22 protein-coding genes are annotated in these 24261 nt (G+C 56.2%); 10 read left to right on the top strand and 12 right to left on the bottom strand.

Annotated elements, in window-relative coordinates; all coding sequences use genetic code 11:
- Positions 1-3 precede the first annotated feature (3 nt).
- The 6 genes from pncB to RDV48_19770 form a co-directional block, all read right to left on the bottom strand.
- Positions 4-1758: a nicotinate phosphoribosyltransferase gene (pncB, locus tag RDV48_19795; protein MDQ7825054.1), complete on the bottom strand. Its 1755-nt coding sequence runs from the start codon at positions 1756-1758 to the stop codon at positions 4-6.
- 21 nt (positions 1759-1779) lie between these two features.
- The gene (locus tag RDV48_19790; GenBank protein ID MDQ7825053.1) at positions 1780-3840 is read right to left on the bottom strand and encodes an FAD-dependent oxidoreductase; all 2061 of its coding nucleotides are present in this window, start codon (positions 3838-3840) and stop codon (positions 1780-1782) included.
- Positions 3841-4006: 166 nt separating this feature from the next.
- Positions 4007-6100 carry a transglutaminase family protein gene (locus RDV48_19785; GenBank protein ID MDQ7825052.1) on the bottom strand — a complete coding sequence of 698 codons (2094 nt, stop codon included), beginning with the start codon at positions 6098-6100 and terminating at the stop codon, positions 4007-4009.
- Positions 6097-7359: a DUF58 domain-containing protein gene (locus RDV48_19780; GenBank protein MDQ7825051.1), complete on the bottom strand. Its 1263-nt coding sequence runs from the start codon at positions 7357-7359 to the stop codon at positions 6097-6099. Before RDV48_19780 ends, RDV48_19785 begins: the two co-directional genes overlap by 4 nt.
- Complete coding sequence (locus RDV48_19775) at positions 7356-8294, bottom strand: MoxR family ATPase (protein ID MDQ7825050.1); 939 nt, start codon at positions 8292-8294, stop codon at positions 7356-7358. Before RDV48_19775 ends, RDV48_19780 begins: the two co-directional genes overlap by 4 nt.
- A 97-nt stretch (positions 8295-8391) precedes the next feature.
- On the bottom strand, positions 8392-8763 hold the full coding sequence (locus RDV48_19770; protein ID MDQ7825049.1) for a hypothetical protein: 372 nt from the start codon (positions 8761-8763) through the stop codon (positions 8392-8394).
- Positions 8764-8995: 232 nt separating this feature from the next.
- On the opposite strand from RDV48_19770, the gene RDV48_19765 reads away from it, so the two are divergent.
- Positions 8996-9367: a hypothetical protein gene (locus tag RDV48_19765; GenBank protein ID MDQ7825048.1), complete on the top strand. Its 372-nt coding sequence runs from the start codon at positions 8996-8998 to the stop codon at positions 9365-9367.
- A gap of 205 nt (positions 9368-9572) precedes the next feature.
- Entirely contained in the window at positions 9573-10805 is a 1233-nt protein-coding gene (locus RDV48_19760) for a PilT/PilU family type 4a pilus ATPase (GenBank protein MDQ7825047.1), read from the top strand.
- Positions 10806-10812: 7 nt separating this feature from the next.
- Here the strand turns inward: RDV48_19760 and RDV48_19755 are convergent, their stop codons facing one another.
- From RDV48_19755 to RDV48_19735, 5 genes are all read right to left on the bottom strand, one after another.
- Positions 10813-12426, bottom strand: coding sequence for a serine/threonine-protein kinase (locus tag RDV48_19755; protein MDQ7825046.1), 1614 nt, complete (start codon positions 12424-12426; stop codon positions 10813-10815).
- Positions 12427-12439: 13 nt separating this feature from the next.
- Positions 12440-13528, bottom strand: a complete 1089-nt coding sequence (locus RDV48_19750) for a hypothetical protein (protein MDQ7825045.1) — start codon at positions 13526-13528, stop codon at positions 12440-12442.
- Positions 13518-15017, bottom strand: a complete 1500-nt coding sequence (locus RDV48_19745) for a magnesium chelatase (GenBank protein ID MDQ7825044.1) — start codon at positions 15015-15017, stop codon at positions 13518-13520. Before RDV48_19745 ends, RDV48_19750 begins: the two co-directional genes overlap by 11 nt.
- Before the next feature lie 72 nt (positions 15018-15089).
- Positions 15090-15479 (bottom strand): hypothetical protein, encoded by a 390-nt coding sequence (locus RDV48_19740; protein ID MDQ7825043.1) that lies wholly within the window; start codon positions 15477-15479, stop codon positions 15090-15092.
- Between the two features lie 91 nt (positions 15480-15570).
- Positions 15571-15849: a hypothetical protein gene (locus RDV48_19735; GenBank protein ID MDQ7825042.1), complete on the bottom strand. Its 279-nt coding sequence runs from the start codon at positions 15847-15849 to the stop codon at positions 15571-15573.
- 180 nt (positions 15850-16029) lie between these two features.
- Between RDV48_19735 and RDV48_19730 the strand changes: the two genes are divergently transcribed.
- From RDV48_19730 to RDV48_19700, 7 genes are all read left to right on the top strand, one after another.
- A complete protein-coding gene (locus tag RDV48_19730) occupies positions 16030-16320 on the top strand; it encodes a hypothetical protein (GenBank protein MDQ7825041.1) in 291 nt (96 codons plus the stop codon).
- A gap of 41 nt (positions 16321-16361) precedes the next feature.
- Entirely contained in the window at positions 16362-17948 is a 1587-nt protein-coding gene (nusA, locus tag RDV48_19725) for a transcription termination factor NusA (GenBank protein ID MDQ7825040.1), read from the top strand.
- Positions 17949-17966: 18 nt separating this feature from the next.
- Complete coding sequence (locus RDV48_19720; GenBank protein MDQ7825039.1) at positions 17967-18269, top strand: DUF448 domain-containing protein; 303 nt, start codon at positions 17967-17969, stop codon at positions 18267-18269.
- Between the two features lie 56 nt (positions 18270-18325).
- A complete protein-coding gene (gene infB / locus RDV48_19715; protein MDQ7825038.1) occupies positions 18326-20536 on the top strand; it encodes a translation initiation factor IF-2 in 2211 nt (736 codons plus the stop codon).
- 10 nt (positions 20537-20546) lie between these two features.
- Entirely contained in the window at positions 20547-20921 is a 375-nt protein-coding gene (gene rbfA, locus RDV48_19710) for a 30S ribosome-binding factor RbfA (GenBank protein MDQ7825037.1), read from the top strand.
- Positions 20887-21903: a bifunctional oligoribonuclease/PAP phosphatase NrnA gene (locus tag RDV48_19705; GenBank protein MDQ7825036.1), complete on the top strand. Its 1017-nt coding sequence runs from the start codon at positions 20887-20889 to the stop codon at positions 21901-21903. The genes rbfA and RDV48_19705 overlap by 35 nt, the downstream gene beginning before the upstream one ends.
- 198 nt (positions 21904-22101) lie before the next feature.
- Positions 22102-22470, top strand: a complete 369-nt coding sequence (locus RDV48_19700; GenBank protein ID MDQ7825035.1) for a hypothetical protein — start codon at positions 22102-22104, stop codon at positions 22468-22470.
- An 82-nt stretch (positions 22471-22552) separates the two neighbouring features.
- Here RDV48_19700 and RDV48_19695 read toward each other — a convergent pair whose 3' ends face one another.
- On the bottom strand, positions 22553-22942 hold the full coding sequence (locus tag RDV48_19695; protein ID MDQ7825034.1) for a hypothetical protein: 390 nt from the start codon (positions 22940-22942) through the stop codon (positions 22553-22555).
- 333 nt (positions 22943-23275) lie between these two features.
- Here RDV48_19695 and RDV48_19690 point away from each other — a divergent pair, with 333 nt between their 5' ends.
- Positions 23276-24205 carry a hypothetical protein gene (locus RDV48_19690; GenBank protein ID MDQ7825033.1) on the top strand — a complete coding sequence of 310 codons (930 nt, stop codon included), beginning with the start codon at positions 23276-23278 and terminating at the stop codon, positions 24203-24205.
- Positions 24206-24261 lie beyond the last annotated feature (56 nt).

The raw sequence follows: 24261 nt of genomic DNA, 5'->3' as shown, positions 1-24261 counted from the left end.
GGCTCAGTGGATCACCGGGATAGGGGCCTCGTCCATCCAGAGCTTGTGGATGTAGCGGTAAAGGGTGTCGCTCACTGAGACCTTGTAAGGCGTTGGATTAAGGGCCCTGATATGGTCCTCCCTCGTGGTGGCAAGCTGCTTCAGGGTATGAGCCCTTGTCTGCTGAAGTGATTCAAAGGGAGCAGAGAGCCTCCCGTCCCAGACCAGGCGGTGAAGGGGAAGGACCCTCTGGGGGACCACATAGGCCCGTTTTGTTTCGTCAAAGGGGTGGCGGCAGAGAATCTGTTTTCCCTCGCCGGGCGGCGCCTCCTCATCACCCATCATGATATCCAGCAGGGGATACTCCTGGGAGCCTATGAGGCGATACGCCTTCTTTTTCCCCGGGATTGTCACCTTGCTCACGTCCTGCGATATCTTTATCCTCGGGTGGTCGTTCACCACGACGAGCTTGTATACCCCGCCCAGGGCAGGCTGCCCGTAACAGGTCACGAGATGGGTCCCGATGCCGAAGACGTCTATTTCGTGGCCCTGCTGGTTAAGCGACAGCAGCGTCGATTCGTCAAGGTCGTTGCTTGCCACGATGGTGAGCCGTGAGAGATCGAGGCCGTATCTCTCGCCTGCCATGCGGAAGAGATCCCGCGTCTTTTTCGAGAAATAGGAGAGATCGCCTGAGTCAAGCCTTATCCCCATGGGCTTGTAGCCTATGTGCATGAGAGCCAGGGCCGCGCAGATGAAGTTGGGGACGCCGGATTTGAGGGTGTCGTAAGTGTCCACCAGGGCCAGGAACTGCTCCGGGAAGGCCTGGGCATAGGTGAGAAAGGCGGCGAGCTCTCCCTCATTGGTGGTGGTGAATTCCAGCTCCTCACGGAACCTGAGGGCCAGGGCCACGAGGTCGTGAACGGTGCCGTCAGGGGCAGCAAGGGTTCTCGTGGTCACCTCGTCAAGGCTGAGGAAGGTGGAGACAAAGGAATGGGCATGAGTTCCCCTGGTGGGGATGCCGAAAAGCTGACCCGCCAGGACATTGCTTGTGCTGTCAAAGCCGCCGATATAAGAGTAGCGGGAGGCTGACATGGCGCCATCAGGGCCCTGGGCCCTCCTGAGGCCGAACTCCATGAGGGTTTTCCCCGAGCCCGCCGCAAGCCTGAGGCGGGCCGCCTTGGTGGCCACCAGGCTCGGGTAGTTCACCAGGGAGAGAAGGGTTGTCTCAAGGAGCTGGGCAACGGCCAGGGGGCCTTCGACGCGGACCAGGGGGATCCGCGGGAACACCATGGTGCCCTCCGGGATGGCGTGAATCTTGATGCGCGAGCAGTCTATCGAGGCGAGCCAGTCGAAGAATCCGCTGTCGCATCGCGCCAGGAGAGGGGGCACCATCTCGTCGCCGCGGGGCGGCTCGACGGGAATCCAGCTTTCCCTTCCTTCTTCGTCGTGGTGCTTCTGCTCATAACCTGAAGCGGTTTTTCTCAGGTATCCCTGGCTCACGCCCTCCTCGAAGGCATGGCTTAAGTGCTTTTCCCTCAGGCGGACGCCCTCCTTGAGGTAGGCGATGTCATCGCCGGTGAAGCGGAAAGTGTCCACAAGGCGCAGCACCTCCTCGAGGCCGGCAAAGATGGTGAACTCACCTCCGAAGGGGTTCTTGCGGAAAAAGAGGTCAAAGACTGCCTGAGCTTCATGGCGGCCGCTTTTCCAGTAGGCATAGGCCATGGTGAGCTGGTAGAGGTCTGTGAGCAGGGGGCGGACAAAGGCATTGGCTGGCTCCATGGAGCCTCCTTTCACTTCCCGTTATTCGGTGATGCCGGCGAAAATCTCAAGGGTAACCTCCATCTCAAGAGGCCGCTTGGTGAAAGGGGTTACCTCCCCCTCCTTCACCTTCTCGCCCCGGAAGAGACGCTCGATAAGCTGCGAGCATGTCTTGCCGCCGCAGGAGCCCATGCCGCACCTGAGCATGGTCTTGAGCTCATTCATATCGCGGAGGCCTTCCCTGATGGCTTCCCTGACCCTCCCGGCAGTGATGCGCTCGCAGCGGCATATGATAACCTCGTCATCGGGGGAGGCCTCATGGCTCTCCAGGGCCTTTTCTTCCTCAAAGAGCCTGATTCCCGCAATTCGTCCTGCAAGCTCGGGGGGCACAGGAACGGTGACAATAAGGGTGCGGTCCTGGAATTTCCTGTCGGCGATCTTTTCAATGGGCGCCCTGGTCACAAAGGTTCCCCTGATGTCCACAAGGGCTACCTCCTGGCCCTCTTCGAGCCATGAACGGTCAAGCTCGAAGGGCAGCGAGACGAGGGCCCTGCCGCTCTGGCGAAGGTCCACTGTCGTGACGGCGAGGCCCGGGCATATGGCGATGCAGCGCTGGCAACCACTGCATTTCCCTTCGAAGCGGGGGATTCCCATGATGTCGCCGCCGGGGATGGTGATGGAATTGTTGGGGCAGACCTCGGTGCAGGGATTGCAGGGAATCTCCTGCACGCAGTGAAAGACGGGGAACTGGAGGGCGCCGTTTCTTGAAAAGGCAGCCGCCATGATTTTCCCCGGCTTGCTTTTCAGCACCTCGTTCTTTTCGCGCCATTCCCGGGGAATGGTGATCTTTTCCCCGAGGTCGGCCGCTATCTCAAGACCTTTTATCTTCCCGCTGAACATGGCGGCGCTCGCCTCGGCAATCTCTTCGGCATCACCGGCGGCGAAGACATCCATCCCGAATGAGCGGGCCATGTGGAAAAGCTCATCGATGGGGGTGAGCCCTACGGCCACGAGGACCGTATCCACCTTGAAGGTCTTGAAGGTGCCCTCCTTGTGGCGGAAGGCCGGGTCAATCTCGCAGATAGTGATCTCCTCTACACCCTTCTCACCGCCGAGGCATTCCACGACGGTATGAGACACGTAAAGAGGGACGCCGAAGCGCTGGAGCTTGTTGGCATGAACCAGGTAGCCTCCCACCTGCGGCATGGCTTCCACGAGGCCGATGACCTTGATGCCTGCCTGGAGGGCATGGTACCCCGCAATGATTCCCACGTTGCCCCCCCCGATGATGAAGAGGCGCTCCGAGGCCTTGACGAGATCTCTGTTCAGCAGTGTCTGGAAAGCCCCGGCGCCGTAAACGCCGGGGAGATCCCACCCGGGAAAGGAGAGGGCCTTTTCCCGGGCACCTGCGGCGATGAGAAGCTTCTGGGGCTCAACGAGGACATAACGGTCGCCGCTCAGGATTCCCACCTTCCTGTCCTTGAAGACGCCTATGGCCGTCGAGTTGAGCCAGAGCTTGACGGAAGGGAAGCCACGGAGCTCTTCGGCGAGCTTCGTGGCGATGTCGATGCCCCTTGTGCCGGCGTAACAGTCGGAGATGGAGCCGAAAAAGGTGTGGGTCTGGAGCACCAGCTTGCCTCCCGGCGAGGCCTTGTCATCAGCTATTATCACGTCCTTCCCAAGGCGCCCCAGTTCTATGGCCGCCGTGAGGCCCGAGGGTCCGGCGCCGATGACGAGGACCTCGCACTTTATGAGGGGGATGGAATGGCAGATTGGAGCCTCGCCAGTCTCTTCAGGGAGCGCCGGCAGCCCGTCGCAGGGAGTGATGACCATTCCCTCCCTCACGGCCGCCATGCAGGCCTTGACGGGGAGACCGTCGGCAATGACGGTGCACTGTGCGCACTGCCCGTTCGCGCAGAAGATGCCCTGGGGGCTCCCGTCCCTGGGGTGATGGCCGAATATCTTGATGCCGTGGGCAAAGAGGGCAGAGGAGATGACCTCTCCTTCGAGGGCTTTGTATTTTTTCCCGTTGAAGGTGAACTGCACGCTCTTGCGCTGAGGCACGGGTAGAATTGGATGACTGGCAAGACGCTTGTTTTTCATGATGCGGGCTCCTTTGCGACGTTTTCCAATGAGATATTCGGGAGGACAGGGAAAGACTCCTATATTATCCTAAAGTGACGGGGACAGGCTCTTTTTCCCTGACGGAAAGCGTTTCTGAATGAAAAAGATACTGTCCCCGCGTTCGTGTAAAGCTCGTGCGGAGGTGCTACCGGAGTGTGGTGAGGAGATCCCCGAGGCGCCCGCTGAGGGCTTCGATATCACCGGGGTTTATATGCTCCCTGCCGAACCTTATGGTGCAGTACTCGGACAGGAATGCCCTCACCGAGGCCTTTTCCTCATCGGAGAGGGGGCGCCCGCTCTTCGCTTTCGGCTCAAGGCGGCGAGAAAACTCCAACAGCGGCACGGAGCCTTCCCGTACAATCTTTCTCTTCGCAAGTGATTTCTCAAGCCTGGCGATGAGCTCCTCGAGGAGCTTCGCCTCGGGCGAGACCTGACTGCTGTGAGGTTTTTTCCCTTTCCTGAGGACTGTCAGAAAACCCTTCCGGCCCTTTGTGGAGAGGTAAAAGGCCGCGATGACGGCAATGAACACGATGGCTCGACGCTTTGAAGAAAATGTCCATATGAGGGCGTCGCGGACCTGGAGGAAAAGCGCCTTGAAAAAGCCCTTTATATCGCCGACAGAAAGGCGGGCCCTCATCATGTCATATTTCAGGGCCAGGGTTTCCCAGAGCTCCTTGAGAAAGTCCTTCACCGGCGAAAAGGGGGAGCCCTGGACATTGGAAGGGGGCGTGGGGTCGAGGGTCGTCCACCCCCGGCCGGGAAACCAGGCCTCCACCCAGGCATGGGCGTCCTTCTCGCGGATCAGGTAGAACCCGCCCATCCGGTTGTATTCCTCGCCCAGGAAGCCGTTTATATAGCGCGCCGGGATGCCGTTGAGACGCAGCAGCACCGTGAGGCCCGTGGCGAAGAATTCGCAGTGGCCCTCGCGCTTCTCGATAAGAAACTCCTCAAGAATATTCTTTCCCCCGGGATACCGGGGGCCCGCGCCGTATCTGTATTCATTGTGGAACATGTCCATATAGGTCTGGGCAATGGTCCAGGGTTTATCGTCAGGGTTCACATGGGCTTTGTTGAACTCTATGACGGCCGGCGCAATGGTGTCCGGGAGGGCCGTGTAGAGCGCCACCTCCTTCTCAGTCAAGGGGGCCGGGGCGGTGAAGGTGGGCCTGAGGGCTAGGTGGTATTCGCCGCGGGCCGCCTTCATATCGCCGTGCACGACTCCCGGGTCATCCCTGCTGATCGGCTCTCCCTCGATGAGGGCGAAGAGGGAGCCCCGGGGGGCGAAGAAGGTGTCGGTGCTTGTTGAGGTGAGGTAAAGGCTCATGAAGTGAGTGACGGCGGCAAGGTGGGTTTCCCGGTCGCCCTTTTCGGCCGCATGGTAGACCGAGCCTTCCTTATCGGGGAAATGCCTCCTTATCTGCTGCGCCTCAGGCTCCCCGAGTGGATATATGAGAGTTCTGTTCCGGTCCGATTCCCACGTGTTGTTGACGAACTTCTGAAAGACCTTGCCTACCAGATAGGTGGGGGGAGTCGAGGAGAAGACCCTGATCACGACGCGGTGTGAGCCTTTCAGGTTTGTCACTGCCGAGAGGTGGGTCTTGTCGGCGAAGGCCGGCGAAAATGAAAGGGAAGGCATTGTGAGAAAGACCAGCGAGTTCACCTTGCTCTCCGACCAGAGGAAGAACCTGGCTGTTCCCCATGCAATTGCAAGGATTACCACGCTGATCGCGGCGAGGACCGCCCAGTAGCGCGTCCCCCTCTTTACCAGGGGAGCGGCCAGAAGGTGCTCCTTCTCGATGCAGTAGTATGCGATAAGCGGCGTGAGGGCCACAATGGCGAACTTGTAAAGGGGGCTCGCCTGGTAGCCCGAGACTACAAGCAGGAGCAGGATGAGAAGGAGGAGCATGGAGCTGTCCCGGGGCTCAGATTTTCTGAACGCGAAAATCACGATAAGAAGAGAGAGGTAGAGCCCCGTAAGGTTGAAAAGCCTCACGAAGATGAAAGTCTCAGGCGTGAAGCGCGTGAAGAAATAATAGGCAAGGACGGGAATAAAGCCAAGGAGCCCCCCGATGAAAAAGGCCCTCATTGAGAAGGAAAGCTTCAGCGGAATCACGAGCGATGCAAGGCAGAGGAGCGCGAGGAATGAGAGCACCACATAATCCGTCGGCGTCTTCGCAAGCGACAGCATCGCGGCGGCCGCCATTATGATTCCCACAGGCTGGAGGGCATCGTGTCTCACAGCGTGGCTATCCCCCTTTTCTCATCATCGGGGCTTATCAGAGCTATCTTTCCCACGAGGCCCTCGTATGGCGCAGGGTCGGCGGAAGGGGCTCCATCGCGGACAATAATGGCTTTCACTGCCGTGCCGAGCGCCCTGGCGGTCCGCACGAGGCGCTCCCTTGGCTCGTCCCAGTCCAGAAACACCATGATGCACGTGGTGATCTGCGAGAGGTTCTCAAGCAGGATGGGCTCGAGCTTCTCAAAGGGCGGTGTGGAGCAGTGCTCGATGCAGGCGAGGATGTCCAGGATGTTCTCCAGGTAGGCGAGGCTCCTTCCCGCCTGGAGGTGATACACATTGGGCCCCGCGGCAAAGATGTCGATGATGTATTCCTTCCGGGAGAGGTTGTCAGCCACGGCCGCTGAGAGAGAGATGGCCGCCTCGAGGCTCTCGAAGGCCTTCTGTTTCGACCCCGGGGGAACGTAGGTGTCCAGCAGCAGGGCGATGCGGCAGAAATATTCCTCCTGGAACTCCTTGACGACAGGCTTTCCCAGGCGTGCCGAGGAGCGCCAGTGGATAAAGCGCGGGCTGTCCCCCACGCGGTATTCTCTGGTGCAGATGAACTCCGTCGATTCGCCCAGGTTCGACGTGAGAGCTATGCCGCCGGGCTGATAGCGCTTTCCCACGGGGATGTCAAGCGAGGTGAGGTGATGAAAGCGCGGGTACACAAGGAGGCTTTTCTCCTGGGGGAAGCGGCGCATTCCCTTGCCGATGCCGAAAGGAAAGGAGGACTCCACTTCAATGCCGGGAAGCACGTAGTGGCCGCGGCGGGTAAACTCCAGGACCACCTCGCATGAGGTCTCCCCATGGGGAGGAAGGTGCGGGATATAGTGGGCCCCTTCCTGGTGCTCGTGTATGAAGGGGGGAAGTGCTCCCTCGGTGACCGTAAGATCATAGTAGTTCTTTGCCGACAGGTTTCTCACCTGTATCCTGACCCTCACCGAATGGCCGCATGTGCTCCGTCCCGGAGGGGCGTGACTTACCTCGAGGCGAGGGGGCTTCAGGTAGGAAAAGAGTCCTGTGTATATGAAGGAGACAAAGAAGAGGGCAAAAAGGATGATGAAGACATAATAAATCTTGATGGTGAAGCTGTAAAAGCCCAGCCCCGAAGAGAGGACAAGGATCCAGAAGATAATCCTTCCCGAGGGGGTGAGCTTTCTCATATAGGCTGACTGGAGCCAGTAAAAGAGCCTTATGCGGGGTCTCTGTGGGTCCATCATGTCGGGATCTTTGTTTTCGCGATAATCTCTTCGATGATCCCCTTCTTGGAGACTCCGGAGTACTTTGCCTTGGTCTCCAGCACAATCCTGTGGGAGAGGACCAGGGGGGCCACTTCCTTCACGTCGTCGGGGAGCACATATTCGCGGTTCCGCATAAATGCCAGGGCCTGCGAGACGCGGTAGAGCATCAGGGAGCCCCGGGGGCTCACGCCGAGCTGGAGCTCACTTTTTTTCCTGGTAGCCTCCACGAGGGCGAGCATGTAGAGGGCAATGCTTTTCTCCACCCTCACTGCCCTCACTTCTTTCTGGAGTCCCACGACGGCGGTGAGATCCATCACCGGCACCAGATCGTCTATGGGGTGCTTCTCGGCCTGGCCGTAGAGAATCGCGAGCTCGTCGTCGGTCCGGGGATAGCCCATGGAGATCTGGAGGGCGAAGCGGTCAAGCTGGGCCTCGGGGAGGGGGTACGTGCCATGGAATTCAATGGGGTTCTGCGTGGCGATCACCAGGAATGGCTCCGACAGTGTGTTGCTTTTTCCCTCAACGGTCACCTGCCTCTCGCTCATGGCCTCCAGGAGGCTTGATTGCGTACGGGGTGAAGCCCTGTTTATCTCGTCGGCGAGGAGAATGTTGGTGAAAATAGGGCCTTCGTGGAAGACGAAAGTCCCGTCTCCCGGATTATAGATGGAGGAGCCCAGGATGTCGGTGGGCAGGAGGTCGGGAGTAAACTGAATGCGCCTGAATCCCCCGCTTATGGACATGGCCAGGGCTTTTGCCATGGTGGTCTTCCCCACGCCGGGCACGTCCTCGATGAGGACATGGCCCCCGCTGAAAAGGGCGAGCATGAGGTACTCTATGGCTTCATGCTTTCCCTTGATGACTTTTGAAAGGTTCTGCTCGAGACCGTCGTATGGTCTTTCCTGTCTCTCTGTCATGGAGCGCTCCTGTTCTCTGCTCAAAAGGAATGGAGCCCTTCCGGTGCCCGGTGGGATGGCTCGAGCAGGGGGGCATCCCTGAAGGGTTCACTGCCGCCTAAAGGGGGGACATGGTCTTCATGATCTCGCTTACTTCTGTTTTTAGCGCTGCAAGTTTTTCCGTGGAATCGATGATCATCCTGTAGCCCTTTTCAAAGCGCTTCTTCTCTTTGGCGGAGAGGCTCTCCTTGATGAGGGCGACGCCCCGCTCCATTCCGTCAAAGATGGCGGTGAAGGCGGCGCTCTTTTCAGCCAGTTTTTTCGAGTCGGGGTTAAAGAAGATGGCAGGCTCAATCTTCTGCTTGAACTCGTCCCTGAAGAGCATGAGGGAAGGCACAAAGCCCTCAAAATAGGCGGCAAAGTCTTCTTCGCTCATGGCCCCCTCGAGGTAGTTCTTTCCCATGGTGGTAAAGGTGATCCTCGTCGTCATGTTCTCACTCCTTAAAGGAACTGCTATGGTGAATCATTCAACAAAGCCTTATAGATACCTTCTCTTGCCGCATAAGGCTTTCGAGGTGCCAAGAAGGAATATCGGAACGTGACGGTGAATAAATTTCTCTTGAAAAAAGGATAAAGGGAAAAGGGGTAGAATTACCTAGTAATTTTCCCGAGAATGGAACGGAGGTTCCACGATATAAGAATTCAAGAAAGGAGGTGACAATATGAGAAAGGTTATGCTCGTTATGGCGGTGGCATTCGTCCTTTTGACTTTCGCGGCTGCCCATGCACAGGTCACTACTTCGGTGATGGCTCCTCAGGTACCCTTCTATGGGACAGACACGGCAAGGACATATGAGGGTTTCGTAACATGGAACGGGAAACTCCCACAGTGGGGTTCGATGATCGTTGTTGATACCAAGGACAAGGGTTCACAGAAATTCCTGCTTAGCAATGGAACTCAGTTTCATCCCTCTTCGGTCAAGCTCAGAGATGGCGTATATGTGATTGTGAAATCCGATGAGTTCAATCACGCTAAATCTTTCGAGATTCTTCCTTTCGTAGAATGGCAGAATCGCACAGGCTGGAAGAAGTAATTTTTCAGTCATCATACAGGGAAGGCCCGGCATGAGCCAGGCCTTCTTATTTTTTCCCCTTTCGACGGGCGGTGAGGCCTGTGAAGGAGAATGTCAGGGTCTGTCATATCTGATATACTGACGCACATTATGCTCTCTGGAGGATAATGATGCCGTCAGTCATGCTCTTGAGTATAAGGAGAACCATTGCAAGGAGGAGCCTTCCATGCTGCTTGACGGGGAATCGGAAAAAATTCTGCTTGACTCAGGGATAATACAGAGCGCTCTCAAGAAGGACGCGTCGGACATCCATCTCTGTCCGGGGAATCCTCCCACTGCCCGTATCCACGGGAAAGTGGTTCCTCTCAGCGACATGGTGCTCACCGGCGAAGATGTTGACAAGATAGTGCGCCTTCTCACCAACCGCTTCATGCTCTCGGATTTTTTCGGCGAGAATCCCCGCGACCTGGATTACACCGTGGAGATGCCTTCCACGGGAAGGCGCTTCAGGATCAATGTATTCAAGCAGTATCACGGCTCCTCGATCGTGATGAGAGTGCTGTCCAACCGCCTGAGGTCCCTCGAGGAACTCGGGCTGCCCAAGAAACTTGAGGAGCTTGCCCTCGAGCGGTCGGGCCTCGTGCTGGTCACCGGTGCCACGGGGAGCGGGAAATCCACCACGCTTGCCGCAATGATTGAAATCATCAACCAGCGGTCGGAAAAGCACATCATCACCATAGAGGATCCCATCGAGATAGTCTTCCAGAACAAGCGCTCCCTCATTGAGCAGAGGGAAATAGGGACCCACGTGCCCGATTTCCACATAGCGCTCAGGAGCGCCCTCAGGGAAACGCCCGATGTGATCCTTGTGGGGGAGATACGCGATGAGGAGACAGCCCAGATGACCCTCAGATCGGCGCAGGTGGGTGCCCTGGTCATTGCCACCCTCCATACAAGGAGCGCCCAGGAGACCATCAGCCGCTTTCTTTCCCTCTTCTCCGACGATCACCGGGGCGGCGCCAGGCTCCAGGTGTCGGACTGCCTTCTTGCCGTGGTCTGCCAGAACCTTATCCTCACCAAGAACAAAGAAGGCCGCGTGGCGGCCTGCGAGCTGCTCCTGGGCACCACGGCCATACGGCATCTCATAAGGCAGGACAGGATGCACCTCCTCCACTCGGCAATGGAAATCGCCTCGGAGCATGGGATGATCACCATGGAGCAGTCCCTGGTAAATCACGGGAACAACGGGATTATCTCATGGGAGGACGCCTTTTCATTCTGCAACGAGAAGGAGGCCTTCCTGGCCCAGATGCCTCCGGGGCTGCGCCGCCAGTTCACCATTGACTGGGAGATGGAGCTTGACATCAAGAAGCTTGAGGCGCTCAAGGAGTCCAGGCTCCGCATCGCCGGAAGCGATGTCTATGTCAAGAAGGAGGGCGGCGACGAGGAGATGTTCTGACGGGTGCTCAGAGAGGGTATTTCGCGATGAAGCCCTTCGTGTACTCCCAGGAATAATCTGGCGCCTTCATGTAAAGAAGCACGCGGGGCCCCTGCCATGGCTTGTCGGGGCTGTACCCGGGGATATAGTCATCCCATGATATATCGTATATTACTGATCCCTTCACTTTTCCGCCCTTTTCCCCCACGTATATGGTCGCCCTGTTCTTTTCACAGGTATGTCGGTCTCTTGTTTTCAAAGTGAGCTTCCTGAAGCCCCCCCGTATGGTGCTGAATTTTCCCCCTCCCACGAGGTAGCTTCCGTCGGTGGGCATGACGCAATACAGAGTGAGTTCATGGGGATCAGTGGTGTACGGTGAGCCGCTTCCTCTTGTCTGGAATTCAAAGGATATCTCCAGGTGGGGAAAGAGGGCGCCGGAATCGGTCTTCTGCCTGATGGTCATATGCGGCTTTGCCACCTCGGAGGGGTAATAGCAATAGGTGGGGGGATATACCGTCTGTGAGTTGAAGCCGAAATTTCCCCAGTCCCGCTTGGGGTTCACCGAGGGCTCAAGGGCCCCGGCGGCCGCGACTTGCGTTCCCGGGGGGGCGGGGCGAAGCTCGTCGGGGAACAGGAGTCTTATAAAGGAAACCAGGCCCCACAGGAAGAGAACGACCATGATGATGCCGGCCCCGATCTGCAGCGGTGTTTTATTTCCCATCTGCGTGTTGAAGAATCTGCTTATCGCGCCGGGAGCGGGAGGCTGAGCCTGAGGGAATACAGGCGCAGCAGGTGTTACCGGTGCCTGAGGCGGCACGGGCGAAGGCTTTGGTGGGGGTGGGACGGCTTCAGGGAAGAGCACCTCCAGGCTCTCTCTCATCTCGCGGGCGCTCCCGAAGCGGTGCTCCGGCCTGTCCGAGAGCGATTTCATTATGAGGGCCGCAAAGGCTCTGTCCACGTCGGGCTTTAACTGCTCGAGGGGCTGAAACTGGAAGGGATATGAGAGGGGCGCCATGCCTGTCATGAGGTGGTGGAGTGTTGCGCCGAGGGAATAGATATCTGAGCGGGCGTCACTCTGGGCCTTTCCGTAGGTCTCTGGCGCCGCGTAGCCCGGTGTGCCGAGGAGCATCGTGTCATGGGCCTTCCCCTCGACATAGCGCCTGGCGATGTCAAAGTCCACGAGCTTCAGTTCTCCGTCCCGCCCTATGATGATATTTGAAGGCTTGAGATCGCGGAAGATGATGTCGTTTCCGTGGAGCACCTCCAGGATGGCGCAGAGCTCCATGCCCCAGCGTGCCGCCTGCTCCTGGGAGGGTAATTCCACGAGGAGGGCCTCTTCCAGGGATTTTCCCTCTATATATTCTTCTATTATATAACAGAGGTCCCCCCTGGTGAAGTAGTCCTCTATATGGGGGAGTCCCTGGTGGGATACAGTGGTGAGGATGGAGATCTCCCTCAGGAAGCGGTTATAGACTTCCACCGCATCGGAATCGCTCCCGGTGAGGTCCTTCGTGACCTTCATGGCAAAGAGCCTGCCGCTTTCCTTATGCTCCACAAGGTAGACGTAGTTCATGCCCCCCTCGCCAAGAAGCCTCATTATCATGTAGGACTCTACCGTATCGCCGGGAAAGAGCATGCCCATAGGCATTTTTTCTCTATCGTATCCTTTTTTTCCTGTTCCTGAGGTAGTCTGAGAGCAGGTATTCGCCGAGCCTTGAAGGGGAGGTATAGTAGGCTCTTCCTCTGTTGATGCGGGTGAGGCGCTCGATGAAATCGACAAGGAGGGCATCGCGGGCAATCATGAAGGTGATGATGGCGATGCCGTTTTTTCTGCAGTTTCCCGCCTCGTTGAGGGTCTTGTTCACTATCTCGGGATCGAGTCCCCAGGCGTTCTTGTAAAGGCACCCTCCTTTCGTGATGCACGACGGCTTGCCATCGGTGATCATGAAAATCTGCCTGTTCGCCTGGTGCGTGCCGAGAAGTATTTTCTGGGCGAGCTCAAGGCCGGCCCTGGTGTTGGTATGGTAGGGGCCGACGCCGGCATAGGGGAGGTCCTCGAGCTTCACCTCCCAGGCAGTATCGCCGAAGAGCACGCAGTGAAGGCTGTCATGGGAATAGTTCTTCAGTACAAGCTCGGCCAGGGCCAGGGCCACCTTCTTGGCGGGGGTGATCCTGTCTTCTCCGTACAGGATCATGCTGTGGCTTATATCGAGCATTATCACCGTGGCGCAGCTCGCATTAAAAGCCGTCTCATGGACCATCAGATCCTTCTCGGTGATGCTTATCTCGTCTATGCCCCGCCTCATTGCCATCTGGAGCGATTCCTTGATGGCGATGCGGTCAAGAGAGTCTCCGAACTGGTAGGGCACGAGCTCGGGGAGCATCTCGCAGCCTGTCCCCAGGTGCTCTGTGAGATGGTCTCCCGGCCCGTCCCTCTTCAGGGTATTGAAGATCTCATGGAGAAAGTGCTCGCGGAGCTTCTTCTCGCCGCTTTTCGAGAGGTGCGAAATCCCTTCGTTGTCGCGGTAGACGATTTTTTTTCTCTCGATCTCAGAGCGAAACTCCTCCAGGTTCAGGGAGTTCCCTATAATGCCCCGGGCCTGGAGGAGCTCCAGGATCCTGAAGGCTTCCTCGACGTCGCCGTTAGTCACCAGCAGGAGCTCGTTGAAAAGGCTCATGAGCCCCATGAGGTGCATGAGCCTTTTCAGTTCCTCCTCGTCCCACTTGAGATACCTATAGTTCATAGTGCCCCTTCATCTGGTCAAACATGATCTTGAGCATGTCGAAGTAGGAGGACCCGGAGTCGGCGCTCTCCTTGGCAATGAGGGAGTGCTGGTGGAGGCCCTCCAGGATGAGCTCCATCCCGAAGGCGGTTTCGTGCATATCGCCCGTTTTCAGGTGCTTCTGGGCTATCTCGAGAAGTGCGGGCACCCTTTTGAGCTCCCTGTAATAGTCATCCCAGGGCATCTCATCTGAGAGGTCTATCCTGTTCCCTTTCCCGAACCAGGTGATAATCTCCCGGTAAAGAGAGTCCGCCTGGGGAATGACCTGCTCGCCCCTGGGCGGGGGCTTAGGGGACGCTGCCTTGGGGAAGATTCTCTCGAATATCTTTTTTACGGCGCCTCCTATGAGCCTTTTTGCCACTCCAGAAGCTCCCTCCTGCTCTCCCTCGTAGACAAGCTCGATTTTCCCCGTGATTGAAGGGATGACGGCTCCGAGGTCACAGATCCTCGGGTACACCGTGTGCTCCCCCGTCAGGAGGGCTCTCTTTTCAAGGTTGCTCTTGAGATTCTCTATAGCGCTTATGGAGAGCCTTGCGCTCACCCCCGAGCTCTGGTAGACATACTCGCTTTCCCTGGCCATGAAAGCAATCTCCTCGATAAGCTCCCCCATGGAGGGGGGAATGAGTATACGGGCAGGGCTCTCTCTCTCAAGCCATGCCTCCTGGGAGGTGATGGCCAAGGCGTCGGCCATGGTCCTGGGGTAATGGGTCATAATCTGGGAGTCTATGCGGTCCTTCAGGGGCGTGATGATATTGCCCCTGTTGGTGTAGTCCTCGGGGTTGGCCGAGAAAGCGATGAGCATGTCGAGGGGCATCCTTACGGGAAAGCCGCGGATCTGGATGTCCCCCTCTTCCAGAAGGTTCAGGAGTCCCACCTGGATGCGGGGCTGCAGGTCAGGGAGCTCGTTGATGGCAAATATTCCCCTGTTGCTCCGAGGGATTATCCCGTAGTGGATCACCTCTTCATCGGAGAGGGAGCGCTTCTCGGCCGCCGCCTTGATAGGGTCGATGTCGCCTATGAGGTCAGCAATGGAGACGTCGGGCGTGGCGAGCTTCTCGTTATAGCGTTCCCCGCGGTGGAGCCATTCAATGGGAAGATCGTCCCCCTCGCTCTCACGACGGGTCCTGCAGCTTATGCAGAGAGGGGAAAGGGGGCTGTCATGAAGAGGGCACCCCGCCACCATGGGGATATACTCATCCAGAAAAGTGACGAGGCTTCTCAGGATCCTGGACTTTGCCTGCCCCCTCAGTCCCAGCAGGATAAAGTTATGCTTTGCAAGGAGGGCGTTAATGAGGGAGGGAATGACGGTCTTGTCATAGCCCACGAGGCCTGGGAACAGCTTTTCTCCCCGCCTTATCTTCTCCAGGAGATTTTTTCTTATCTCATCGCGGACGGGCAGGGCCCTGTAGCCTGATTTCTTCAATATGCCAAGGGTAGAAGGCAATTGCATTGTATCACCCCCTCAAAGGATTCTCTTTTTAAGATTCAGCGAGGCTCCCCAGGATTCAGGAGGGCAGGCGGATCAGTTGTGATATATCTTGAACTTGTTCTTGAGATTCTGAAGCTCGGTGTTGTGGAAGTCGTCCACGTACTCCTTGATGATCCGAATCTCGCAGATGGCGTCCCAGAGAGCCAGAACGAGCACGCAGACCACCAGGAAAAGGCATACAAGCCAGTAATAGACTGAAAGCTTTGATGACTGGAGGAAAGAGACTCCCACAAAGATCATGATTCCTATGACGAGCATGATGGCAAGCCCTACGACCCTCCTGGTGAGTCTCTTGTTGGCCCATGGCGGGATCCTGTCCTGGGCCTTGAGGTGAAGATGGTTTCTTACCTCCTTGTAGCCCAGCAGCAGTGTTCCGGCAATGAGAAGCGAGGGGAAGAAGTAGGTGAAAAAGATGTCAAACAAGGCACCCTATCCTTTGAGGTATAGAAATGACCGTCCAGTATCAATATAGCACAAACAACACTTGAGATCAATGAGAGGGCAACGGAAGAAATCAGGAAGGGATGTCGAGACCCTTGTAAGTATTGTTCTTGATGTCATATTCTATTCTCCAGAGATTCTTCAGGTTGCAGCTGGGGCATTTCGCAGTGAGGATAAGGGAGAGAATTTCCGCATCGCCCTCCATTCTCTTGCTGAACACGTATTCGTTGAACTCCACATGCCCCCCCGATTTCTTAGGCGTGTGCCTTCCAAAGACTATGAAGCCTTTCATCGGTTCCTTGCAGTAGTTGCATTCCTCGCTGAACTCCATCTCGGTGATTTCATACCCCATGGTGAAGGACCTCCTTGTATGCTCTTCATTACATTCTCGAAATCAAGGATCATTCCTCTTATGGAAAAATTGCCCATATACTTGCCAAAATCCGCTGATTATGCTATAGTTGTTTTGCAAAAAATTCTCTGTCACTTTCAGAGAGTGGGAGCACCCACTCTTTTGTTATAAAGGGGAAAAATGAAAGGGCGAGTGGTGTTCACGATGTCACCGCAGGCAATGGAGCAGCTCAGGTCCGTTGCCGAGAGGATTGCAGTGTTCAACGGGGTGGAGCTGAAGACCGTGGAATACCTGAAAGAGCATGGAAGCATGGTACTCCGCGTTGTCATCGCAAAGGAAGAAGGTATCGGCACCCAGGAATGCGCGGCAATAAGCCGCGCATTGAGCAAGAAGCTTGATGAGCTCGATCTTATAAAGGAACACTATTACCTTGAAGTGAGTTCACCGGGGATTGAGAGTATTAACGGGTAGCATAGCTGCGCCTAATATCGTGTGAGAGAGGGGAGAGCATAGTGAATCCTGATTTCATTGCTGCACTCAAGCAGATTGAAAAAGAGAGAGCCATACCCCTGGAAGTCATCCTGGGAGCCATAGAGGATGCCCTCGGCGCCGCCTATAAAAGGAACTATGGCCCTACGCAGAATGTGGCCATAAAAATTGACAGGATCACGGGAGCACTTCAGGCAACGGCCCAAAAAACCGTTGTGGCCCGCGTGAGCGATCCCCAGAATGAAATAACTCTTGCGAAAGCAAAGAAAATCAACCCCGATGCGCAGAAGGGCGATGAGATCGACATGGAGGTCACGCCCTCTGATTTTGGCAGGATTGCCGCCCAGACCGCCAAGCAGGTCATCGTGCAGCGTATCCGCGAGGCCGAGCGGGAGATAATTTTCACCGAGTTCACCAAGCGTGAGGAAGATGTCATAAGCGGCGTGGTGCAGCGCTATGAGCAGAAGAACTGCATGGTTGATCTCGGCAAGCTGGAAGGAGTCCTTCCCTCTACCGAGCAGGTTGCCGGCGAGCATTTCAAGCATGGAGACAGGATAAAGGCTCTTATCCTGGAGGTGAAAAAGACCGCCAGGGGTCCCCAGGTCGTCCTGTCGCGGTCCCATCCAAACCTGATAAAGCGTCTCTTTGAGATGGAGGTTCCCGAGATCTCAAGCGGCCTTATCACGATAAAGTCTGTGGTGAGGGAGCCGGGCCACCGCTCCAAGATAGCCGTCGTATCGAAAGACACGAAGGTCGATCCCGTGGGGGCCTGCGTGGGACCCAAGGGTTCGAGGGTCCAGAATATAGTCGATGAGCTCAAGGGAGAGAAGATAGACATAATCAGCTGGAGCGCCGACCCCACCATGTATCTTTCCAACTCCCTCAGTCCGGCGAAGGTCGTGACGGTAATCCTTTACGACTATGACAAGTCTGCCTTCGTGGTGGTGCCCGATCACCAGCTTTCGCTCGCCATAGGCAAGGAAGGCCAGAACGTGCGCCTTGCGGCCAAGCTCACGGGGTGGAAGATCGATATCAAGAGCGAGAGCCAGTACGGCACCATGAAGGAAGAGCTTGAGGCGAAGGCCGCCGAGATGGCCCGCCTCAAGGCCGAGGAGGAGGCCAGGAAGAAGGCTGAGCTGGAGGCCAGGAAGAAGGCCGAGGAAGAAGCCAGGAAGAAGGCCAGTGAAGAGGCTCAGAAGAAGGCCAGTGAAGAGGCTCAGAAGAAGGCCAGTGAAGAGGCTCAGAAGAAAGCCAGTGAAGTGGCCGAGCAGCAGGCTGTCGATGAGGTGCGCAGGAAACTCGAGGAAGAGGCGCGCCTGAAAGCCGAAGAGGAAGCCCGCAAGTGGGAAGAAGAGGAGAGGCTTCGCAGGGAGGCCGAGGAGCGCTGGAGAACGGAAGAAGAAGCGCGCCTGAAAACCGAGGCAGCAGCGGCTCCTTCCGAGGCGGTTGAGAGTGAAGCGGCCAAGAAGAAGAAGAAGAGGAAAGAACGGCGTGCCGAAGAAGAAATGGAGGACATGGCGCCCAAGAAGAAGAAGAAGGCTAAGCGCACGCGCCTCACGGAAGAGGAAGTAGATGAATATGAAGAATATTTCTGGAAAGAGGTCAGGTAGACCATACTGATAAAGGAAATGGATGACGGGGCAGGGAGAAAGCCTCTCAGGAAATGCGTGGTGTGCGGTGCCTTCAGGGGAAAAGATGAGCTGATAAGGCTGGCGTTCGTGAAAGGCCAGGAGATTCTTATTCCGCAAGGAAAGGCTTCACCGGGAAAAGGGATTTATCTCTGCGCGGACCGCGAGTGCCCCGCAGTATTTTTGAAAGACAAGAAGTATAAAAAGCGGTTTCACCGGTTCATGAGCGAGAGCGAGCAGCAGGCGCTTGCCGGGCGGTGCCGCGAGACGGGGCACACCATGAAGGAACGAAAACAGGCATAATTATAATGAAGGCCTTGTAAATCAAGACAGGTCGTACGGGCAAAGGATGTGGAAGGATGGCAAAAATCAGGGTATATGAACTTGCAAAGGAAACAGGACAGAGCAACAAGGATCTTCTTGATATTCTCAAGGAGCTTGGAATCGAGGCAAAAACTCACCAGAGCGGCATTGAGGAACCTGCTGTCAAGCGTGTGATGGAGGTGCTTGAAGCCAGGAAAAAAGGAAAGGCACCTCTTGAGGCGCCTGCGGCGAAGCAGGAAAAAAAGCCGGTTCCCATGCCGGCGGCAGCAGAGGCCAAGACCCCGCCGGAAAAGGATAAAGGGATCGCGGCGCCTCCCTTGCAGAAACCAGCCGTAGAAAGGCCTTTGCCTCCCAAGAAGCCTGTCGAGGAGAAGCCAGTGCCCCCTGCGGTTTCCCAGGAGAAGCCTGAACCCCCTGCGGCTCTCCAGGAGAAGCCTGAACCCCCTGCGGTTTCCCAGGAGAAGCCTGTACCCCCTGCAGACATTGAAAAGGCAAAACCTGCTGAGGCACTAGAGATCTCCTTTCCCCTCACTTTGGGGCAGTGCGCCCAGAAGCTGGGGCTCAGGGCCAACGACATCATCAGGAAGATGATGGACCGCGGCCAGATGGTGGCAATCAACAAGTCCCTGGAGAAAAGGGATGTGGAGCTCATCGCCGAGCTTTTCTCCATAAAGCCCGAAGCAATAAGGTTCAAAGAGGAAGCGCCTCCTCCGCCCGTAGAGGAAGAGGATCCCCGGTTCCTGATGCCGCGCCCTCCTGTCGTGACCATTCTGGGTCATGTCGATCATGGAAAGACCTCACTTCTCGATTCCATAAGGAAGACCAATGTGACGGCAAGCGAGGCAGGCGGCATCACCCAGAAGATCGGCGCATACACCGTGGAGCACGAAGGGAAAAAGATAGTCTTTGTAGATACTCCGGGCCACGAAGCCTTCACCGCCATGAGAGCCCGCGGCGCCCAGGTCACCGATATTGCCATCCTCGTCGTCGCTGCCGACGACGGCGTGATGCCCCAGACCATAGAGGCCATCAATCATGCAAGGGCCGCCAAGGTCCCCATCATTGTGGCCATCAACAAGATTGACAAACCCCAGGCCAACCCCGACAGGGTCAAGCAGCAGCTTGCCGACCTGGAGCTGCTCTCCGAGGACTGGGGTGGCGATACCATCTGTATCCCCGTGTCAGCCCGGGAGAAGACAGGGATTGACGAGCTTCTTGAGATGATTATCCTTGTGGCTGAAATGCAGGAGCTGAAGGCCAACCCTAAAAGAAGGGCCCACGGAATCATCATCGAGTCAAAGCTGGACAAGGGGCTTGGCCCTGTGGCCACGGTGCTGGTGCAGAAGGGCACCCTCCGCCTGGGAGACTCGATCATCGCAGGGCTTGCGAGCGGCAAGGTGCGCGTCCTTATCAATGACAAGGGAGAGAGGATAAAGAAAGCCACTCCTTCCATACCGGCAGAGATCGTGGGCCTCTCGGAAGTGCCCCGCGCCGGCGATGTACTGCAGGTCGTGAGGGATGAAAAACTGGCGCGGCAGATCACTCTTGACCGCGTGGCCAGGACAAGGGAGAGGACCCTTGTGTCGGGGCCCAAGACCACCCTGGAGGATGTCTTCAGGAACATTGAGCATGGCGAGAAGAAGGAGCTCAACATCATCGTGAGGGCCGATGGCCAGGGCTCAGTGGAAGCCCTCAGGCAGTCTCTTGTCAAGATATCTGACGAAGAGGTGAAAATCAGCGTGATCCACAGCGGCGTGGGAACCGTCTCCGAATCGGACATCCTCCTCGCCAATGCGTCACAGGCCATCATAATCGGCTTCAACATCCGCATGGATCCCAATATCAAGAAGCTTGCCGAGCAGGAGAAAATTGACATCCGCCTTTATAACGTGATCTATCACGTTATTGAGGATATTAAGCTTGCTATGAAAGGCATGCTCGAGCCTGAATATGAGGAAGTAATACTGGGAAGAGCAGAAGTGAGGCAGGTTTTCAGGATCTCCAAGATTGGTGTCATCGCGGGGAGCCATGTACTCTCCGGCAAGATTCTCCGCAGCGCCGACGTGCGTGTGATGAGAGGAACTGAGCTGATACACCAGGGCAGGATAGACTCGCTCAAGCGCTTCAAGGATGACGTGAAGGAAGTGCTTGAGGGTTTCGAGTGCGGCATCGGCGTGGAAAAGTTTGATGGCCTCCTCTCCGGTGACATTCTGGAAGCTTACCAGCTCCAGAAAAAGGAAAGATAGGTGCCGAGGTATGGCGGGTTTCAGGCTCGAGCGAGTTGCGGAGCTGATTAAAGAGGTGACGAGCGATATCATAAGGGAGCTCAAGGATCCCCGCGTGGGATTTGCCTCCATCACCCAGGTGAAGGTTTCGCCCGATCTGGGCCATGCCAAGATTTATGTGAGCATCCTGGGTGATGAGAAAAGCAAGAAGGAGACAATTGAAGGGCTCACCAACGCAAAAGGCTTTATCCGCAGGGAGCTCTCAAAGCAGATTTCCCTCAGGCATATCCCCGAGATAGCCTTTGTGGCCGATGATTCCATAGAGGAAGGCGTAAGGGTCCTCAACCTTATCAACAAGGTGACAGCTCAGGATGCACAGTCTAAACAAGGACATCATGATGAGTGAGCGGCGCCTCAGCTCCCTTGAGGATATCGCAAGGCACATAGAGGAAAAGCACTCCTTCATTCTGCTTCCCCACATCGGCATCGACGGCGACGATCTCGGCTCCATGATCGCCCTCTCAATGGGACTGGCAAAGCTCGGCAAGGTGGCGCACATCATAAGCCATGACCCGGTCCCTCCTCTCTTCAGCTTTCTGCCTTCGATAGAGAAAGTCTCTTCCACCCTTCCTGAAGGCACTTTTGACAGCGCCCTTCTGATGGAGTGCACCAATGCCTCCCGTCTTCCCCGGAGCATTGATCTCAGGGCCCACGTGGCCACCGTCGTCAACATCGATCACCACCCCGGGAACAGGATAGAGGGCGATCTCAATTATATCGACTGCAGTGCCGCCGCCGTCGGCGAAATAGTCTATGACCTGCTCATGCTCCTTTCCGTTCCCCTTGACATGGCCATGGCCATGGGCCTCTACGTGGCCATCCTGACCGACACGGGGGGATTCCAGTTCGCCAACACCACGGCAAAGACCCACAGGATAGTGGCTGACCTTCTCCGGTTCCCCCTCAAGGTTGACGAGATATCCCGCCACATCTTCAGGGAAGTCTCCCTCGATGTGCTGAGGCTGGAAGGGGATGTGATGGCGCGGCTCCGCTCGAGCATGGGCGGAAAGATCGTATGGAGCACCGTCACTCTTGATTCTCTCAGGCTCTACGGCGTTGAGGACGAGGAGACACAGTTTTTTGTCGAGGAGCTTAACGTGGTGAAAGGAAGCCTCGTGGTGGTTCTCTTCAAGGAGATTGACGAGGGCGCCGTGAGGGTAAGCATGAGGAGCACCACTCCGCTTGTTCCCGTCAATGAGGTGGCATCCCGGTACGGCGGCGGGGGCCATGTCCTTGCTGCAGGATGCACCGTCGAAGGCTCCCTCGAGAGTGTCCAGGACGAGGTGCTTGGAGCGCTCGCAGCCTTTATGGAGGCGAGGGGCTGCTGAGACCTTCGCCTTATTCCCGCGCCACGGCTTTGAAATCCCTTATGTTAACTTCCTGTTAACATAATTTTTACAAAATGGAAACAAAGTAACATGATGTTTACAATACCCTCGTTGACGTCATGGCGCCCATGCATGATATAATAGTATCAAGATAAAGTCTCCCAGTGCCAGGGCGGGAGACAAAAGGGAGTGATAGAAATGATAGACGAGATCAAAGGAATAGGCGGCTCGAGAGAAAGCAAGGAAGCCGGCGCATCGTCGCTTGCCGCGTCCCTCCAGGGTGCCCAGTTTAACCAGCAGGTATCGGGACCGGCGGAAACCTCTCAGGCACAGGAAGCATCGAGCGTAGAAAAGATAAGCGACAAGGTTGACGTTTCGAAAACCGACAAGGCTGAAGATGCGGGCGGTGCCAACCTTCAGGCGATAAGGGGCAGCCTGCAGCAGGGCCAGGGCTTTGAACAGGGAGCGCAGCCCTCTTTCGCCCTCAATTCAGTCTCGGGAGTCCAGTCAGGCCTTGAGCCAGGCCTCCAGAAGGCGGGCGTCTTCAAGTCCCCTGCCGAAGGCTAGACGGGTAAGCTTTCAAAGTACAGACCGGGAAAATAAAACGAAGGAGCATGACACTCTTGCTCCTTCGTTTGTTTTTTTGTCGTTACTTGGCTTCTCTCAGCCTGAAGTGGAGGGGAAAATCACCAATCAGCTCGCTGTCGAGGTAGACCTGGAAGATGTAGGTCCCCGGCTCCGAGAACACTATCTGGTTCACGTCGGTTTTCACGTTGGCCGTCTCGGTCTGGTCATTGAGGGTAAAATACATTTCGGGCGACTGGCACATGATCATTGTCTGGGAAGGGTTGAGGACTTTGATCTGCTGAATGTGAAATCCCTCTCCCTTTGTCCATGTCGTGAGGATGCAGAACTGGGGATACGTAATGGGAAACTTGGCGGTAAAGAGATCGGAAAAGACTCCATAGCAGATCAGCTTGCCGTCAAGGGCAGGCACCACGGCGTCGCAGAATATGAAGCTTCTCAGCGTTGGTTCCATACGTTCCTCTGTTTCCTGTCATGATATGAATTCGTTATGCTCCTCAGCATAACTGACGCCATCATAATGCTTTGGAGCATTATGTGCGTCAGTATATCTAATTCTCCTCACAGGAAAAATATCCTTTCATCTGGCTATTTTTCCAGGCCTTCCCGGGGAAAAGGGAAAAAAGCGGCCGTGTAGAATCTTTCATGTCCAAAGAAAAGACTTATACTCACAGAGCATTACTGACGGCATCATTATACCTGAGATTATGACGTGCGTCAGTAAATCGCGCAGCGAATCTTGAGCCTGTCGAAGTTTTCTTGGCACTAAAGAAAGGAGTACTATCTAATGAAACCGACTGCACTGATTTATTCTGCCCATGACCGCTGTGAATACATTCACCGCTCGTTTATCATCGAGCGCGCCCTTCAGAGCTGGCACAACAAGACGCTCATGCACCTTCCCATGTCGCAGCGCAGCAGGGCAAGCCAGGAATGGGACTACAACAATTTCAGATGGTATTACGACCGCTTTGGCCAGTGGGGCCTCCAGTATTTCCCCTTCTACTGGGATGACCATCTCAGGAGGGAGGATATAGACCTCTTTTTCCATCTGCTCTGGAGTTCCGAGGTGGTAGTGCTGGGAGGAGGCAACAGCTCCCTGGGTCTCGGCCGCTACAAGGCCCTGGGAGACTGGTATTACAACGACCATTATCTTTTCGAGAGGATCCTCCATGAGCGGCAGGACAGGGGCCTTCTCACCGTGGGCTTTTCCGCCGGGGCTGATCAGCTCGGCCAGTACCTCTGCGAGGTGGCGAGCAGCCATCTTCACGATCCTCATGGGTTCGGCCTGGCGCGCAATGTCGTGACGACCCTTCACTTCGAGCATGGAAGGGAAGGGGAGATATGGCACCTTGCAGGGAACCTGCCCCACTGCATGGTCTTCGGCCTGCCCAATGACTCAGGCATTGGCACCCACCAGTTCTATCTCCCCTCGGGGAATATCTTCCAGGCCATATGGTTCATTACCGACAATTCCTGGGATGTGCCCCAGCACCAGTTCCATATCAAGACCAGGCAGGGAGTCAAGATTCAGCATGTCTACAATGACGGCAGGCATTGGTCCTTCAACGGCGGGGACATGATGGTCCGGGTCATGTCGCAGGACAACCTCTATCAGGATATCACCGTCATCACCAACCAGGGGCAGTACATAGACTACTGGACCCAGTGGCCTTCGGAATATCACAGCATTGAGCAGATCATGCACAACAACTGATTTCAATGGCTTAGCCGGGGCGCGCAGGCACTGTTTTGCCGCGCGCCCTTTTTGAT

Source organism: Candidatus Eremiobacterota bacterium (assembly GCA_031082125.1).
GTDB lineage: Bacteria > Vulcanimicrobiota > CADAWZ01 > CADAWZ01 > Ess09-12 > Ess09-12.
The sequence above is the reverse complement of the archived record's forward strand: the minus strand, read 5'-3'. Positions and strand labels throughout refer to the sequence as shown.

Excerpts from the sequence above, each read along its gene's own strand:
- RDV48_19705 (MDQ7825036.1), top strand. The coding sequence starts at position 20,887 with ATGCACAGTCTAAACAAGGACATCATGATGAGTGAGCGGCGCCTCAGC.
- RDV48_19770 (MDQ7825049.1), bottom strand. The coding sequence starts at position 8,763 with ATGACGACGAGGATCACCTTTACCACCATGGGAAAGAACTACCTCGAG.
- RDV48_19690 (MDQ7825033.1), top strand. The coding sequence starts at position 23,276 with ATGAAACCGACTGCACTGATTTATTCTGCCCATGACCGCTGTGAATAC.
- RDV48_19780 (MDQ7825051.1), bottom strand. The coding sequence starts at position 7,359 with ATGATGGACCCACAGAGACCCCGCATAAGGCTCTTTTACTGGCTCCAG.
- RDV48_19745 (MDQ7825044.1), bottom strand. The coding sequence starts at position 15,017 with ATGCAATTGCCTTCTACCCTTGGCATATTGAAGAAATCAGGCTACAGG.
- rbfA (MDQ7825037.1), top strand. The coding sequence starts at position 20,547 with ATGGCGGGTTTCAGGCTCGAGCGAGTTGCGGAGCTGATTAAAGAGGTG.
- RDV48_19750 (MDQ7825045.1), bottom strand. The coding sequence starts at position 13,528 with ATGAACTATAGGTATCTCAAGTGGGACGAGGAGGAACTGAAAAGGCTC.
- RDV48_19790 (MDQ7825053.1), bottom strand. The coding sequence starts at position 3,840 with ATGAAAAACAAGCGTCTTGCCAGTCATCCAATTCTACCCGTGCCTCAG.
- RDV48_19765 (MDQ7825048.1), top strand. The coding sequence starts at position 8,996 with ATGAGAAAGGTTATGCTCGTTATGGCGGTGGCATTCGTCCTTTTGACT.
- RDV48_19720 (MDQ7825039.1), top strand. The coding sequence starts at position 17,967 with ATGGATGACGGGGCAGGGAGAAAGCCTCTCAGGAAATGCGTGGTGTGC.
- RDV48_19735 (MDQ7825042.1), bottom strand. The coding sequence starts at position 15,849 with ATGGGGTATGAAATCACCGAGATGGAGTTCAGCGAGGAATGCAACTAC.
- RDV48_19760 (MDQ7825047.1), top strand. The coding sequence starts at position 9,573 with ATGCTGCTTGACGGGGAATCGGAAAAAATTCTGCTTGACTCAGGGATA.
- pncB (MDQ7825054.1), bottom strand. The coding sequence starts at position 1,758 with ATGGAGCCAGCCAATGCCTTTGTCCGCCCCCTGCTCACAGACCTCTAC.
- RDV48_19775 (MDQ7825050.1), bottom strand. The coding sequence starts at position 8,294 with ATGACAGAGAGACAGGAAAGACCATACGACGGTCTCGAGCAGAACCTT.
- RDV48_19700 (MDQ7825035.1), top strand. The coding sequence starts at position 22,102 with ATGATAGACGAGATCAAAGGAATAGGCGGCTCGAGAGAAAGCAAGGAA.
- RDV48_19730 (MDQ7825041.1), top strand. The coding sequence starts at position 16,030 with ATGAAAGGGCGAGTGGTGTTCACGATGTCACCGCAGGCAATGGAGCAG.
- RDV48_19695 (MDQ7825034.1), bottom strand. The coding sequence starts at position 22,942 with ATGGAACCAACGCTGAGAAGCTTCATATTCTGCGACGCCGTGGTGCCT.
- infB (MDQ7825038.1), top strand. The coding sequence starts at position 18,326 with ATGGCAAAAATCAGGGTATATGAACTTGCAAAGGAAACAGGACAGAGC.
- RDV48_19755 (MDQ7825046.1), bottom strand. The coding sequence starts at position 12,426 with ATGGGCATGCTCTTTCCCGGCGATACGGTAGAGTCCTACATGATAATG.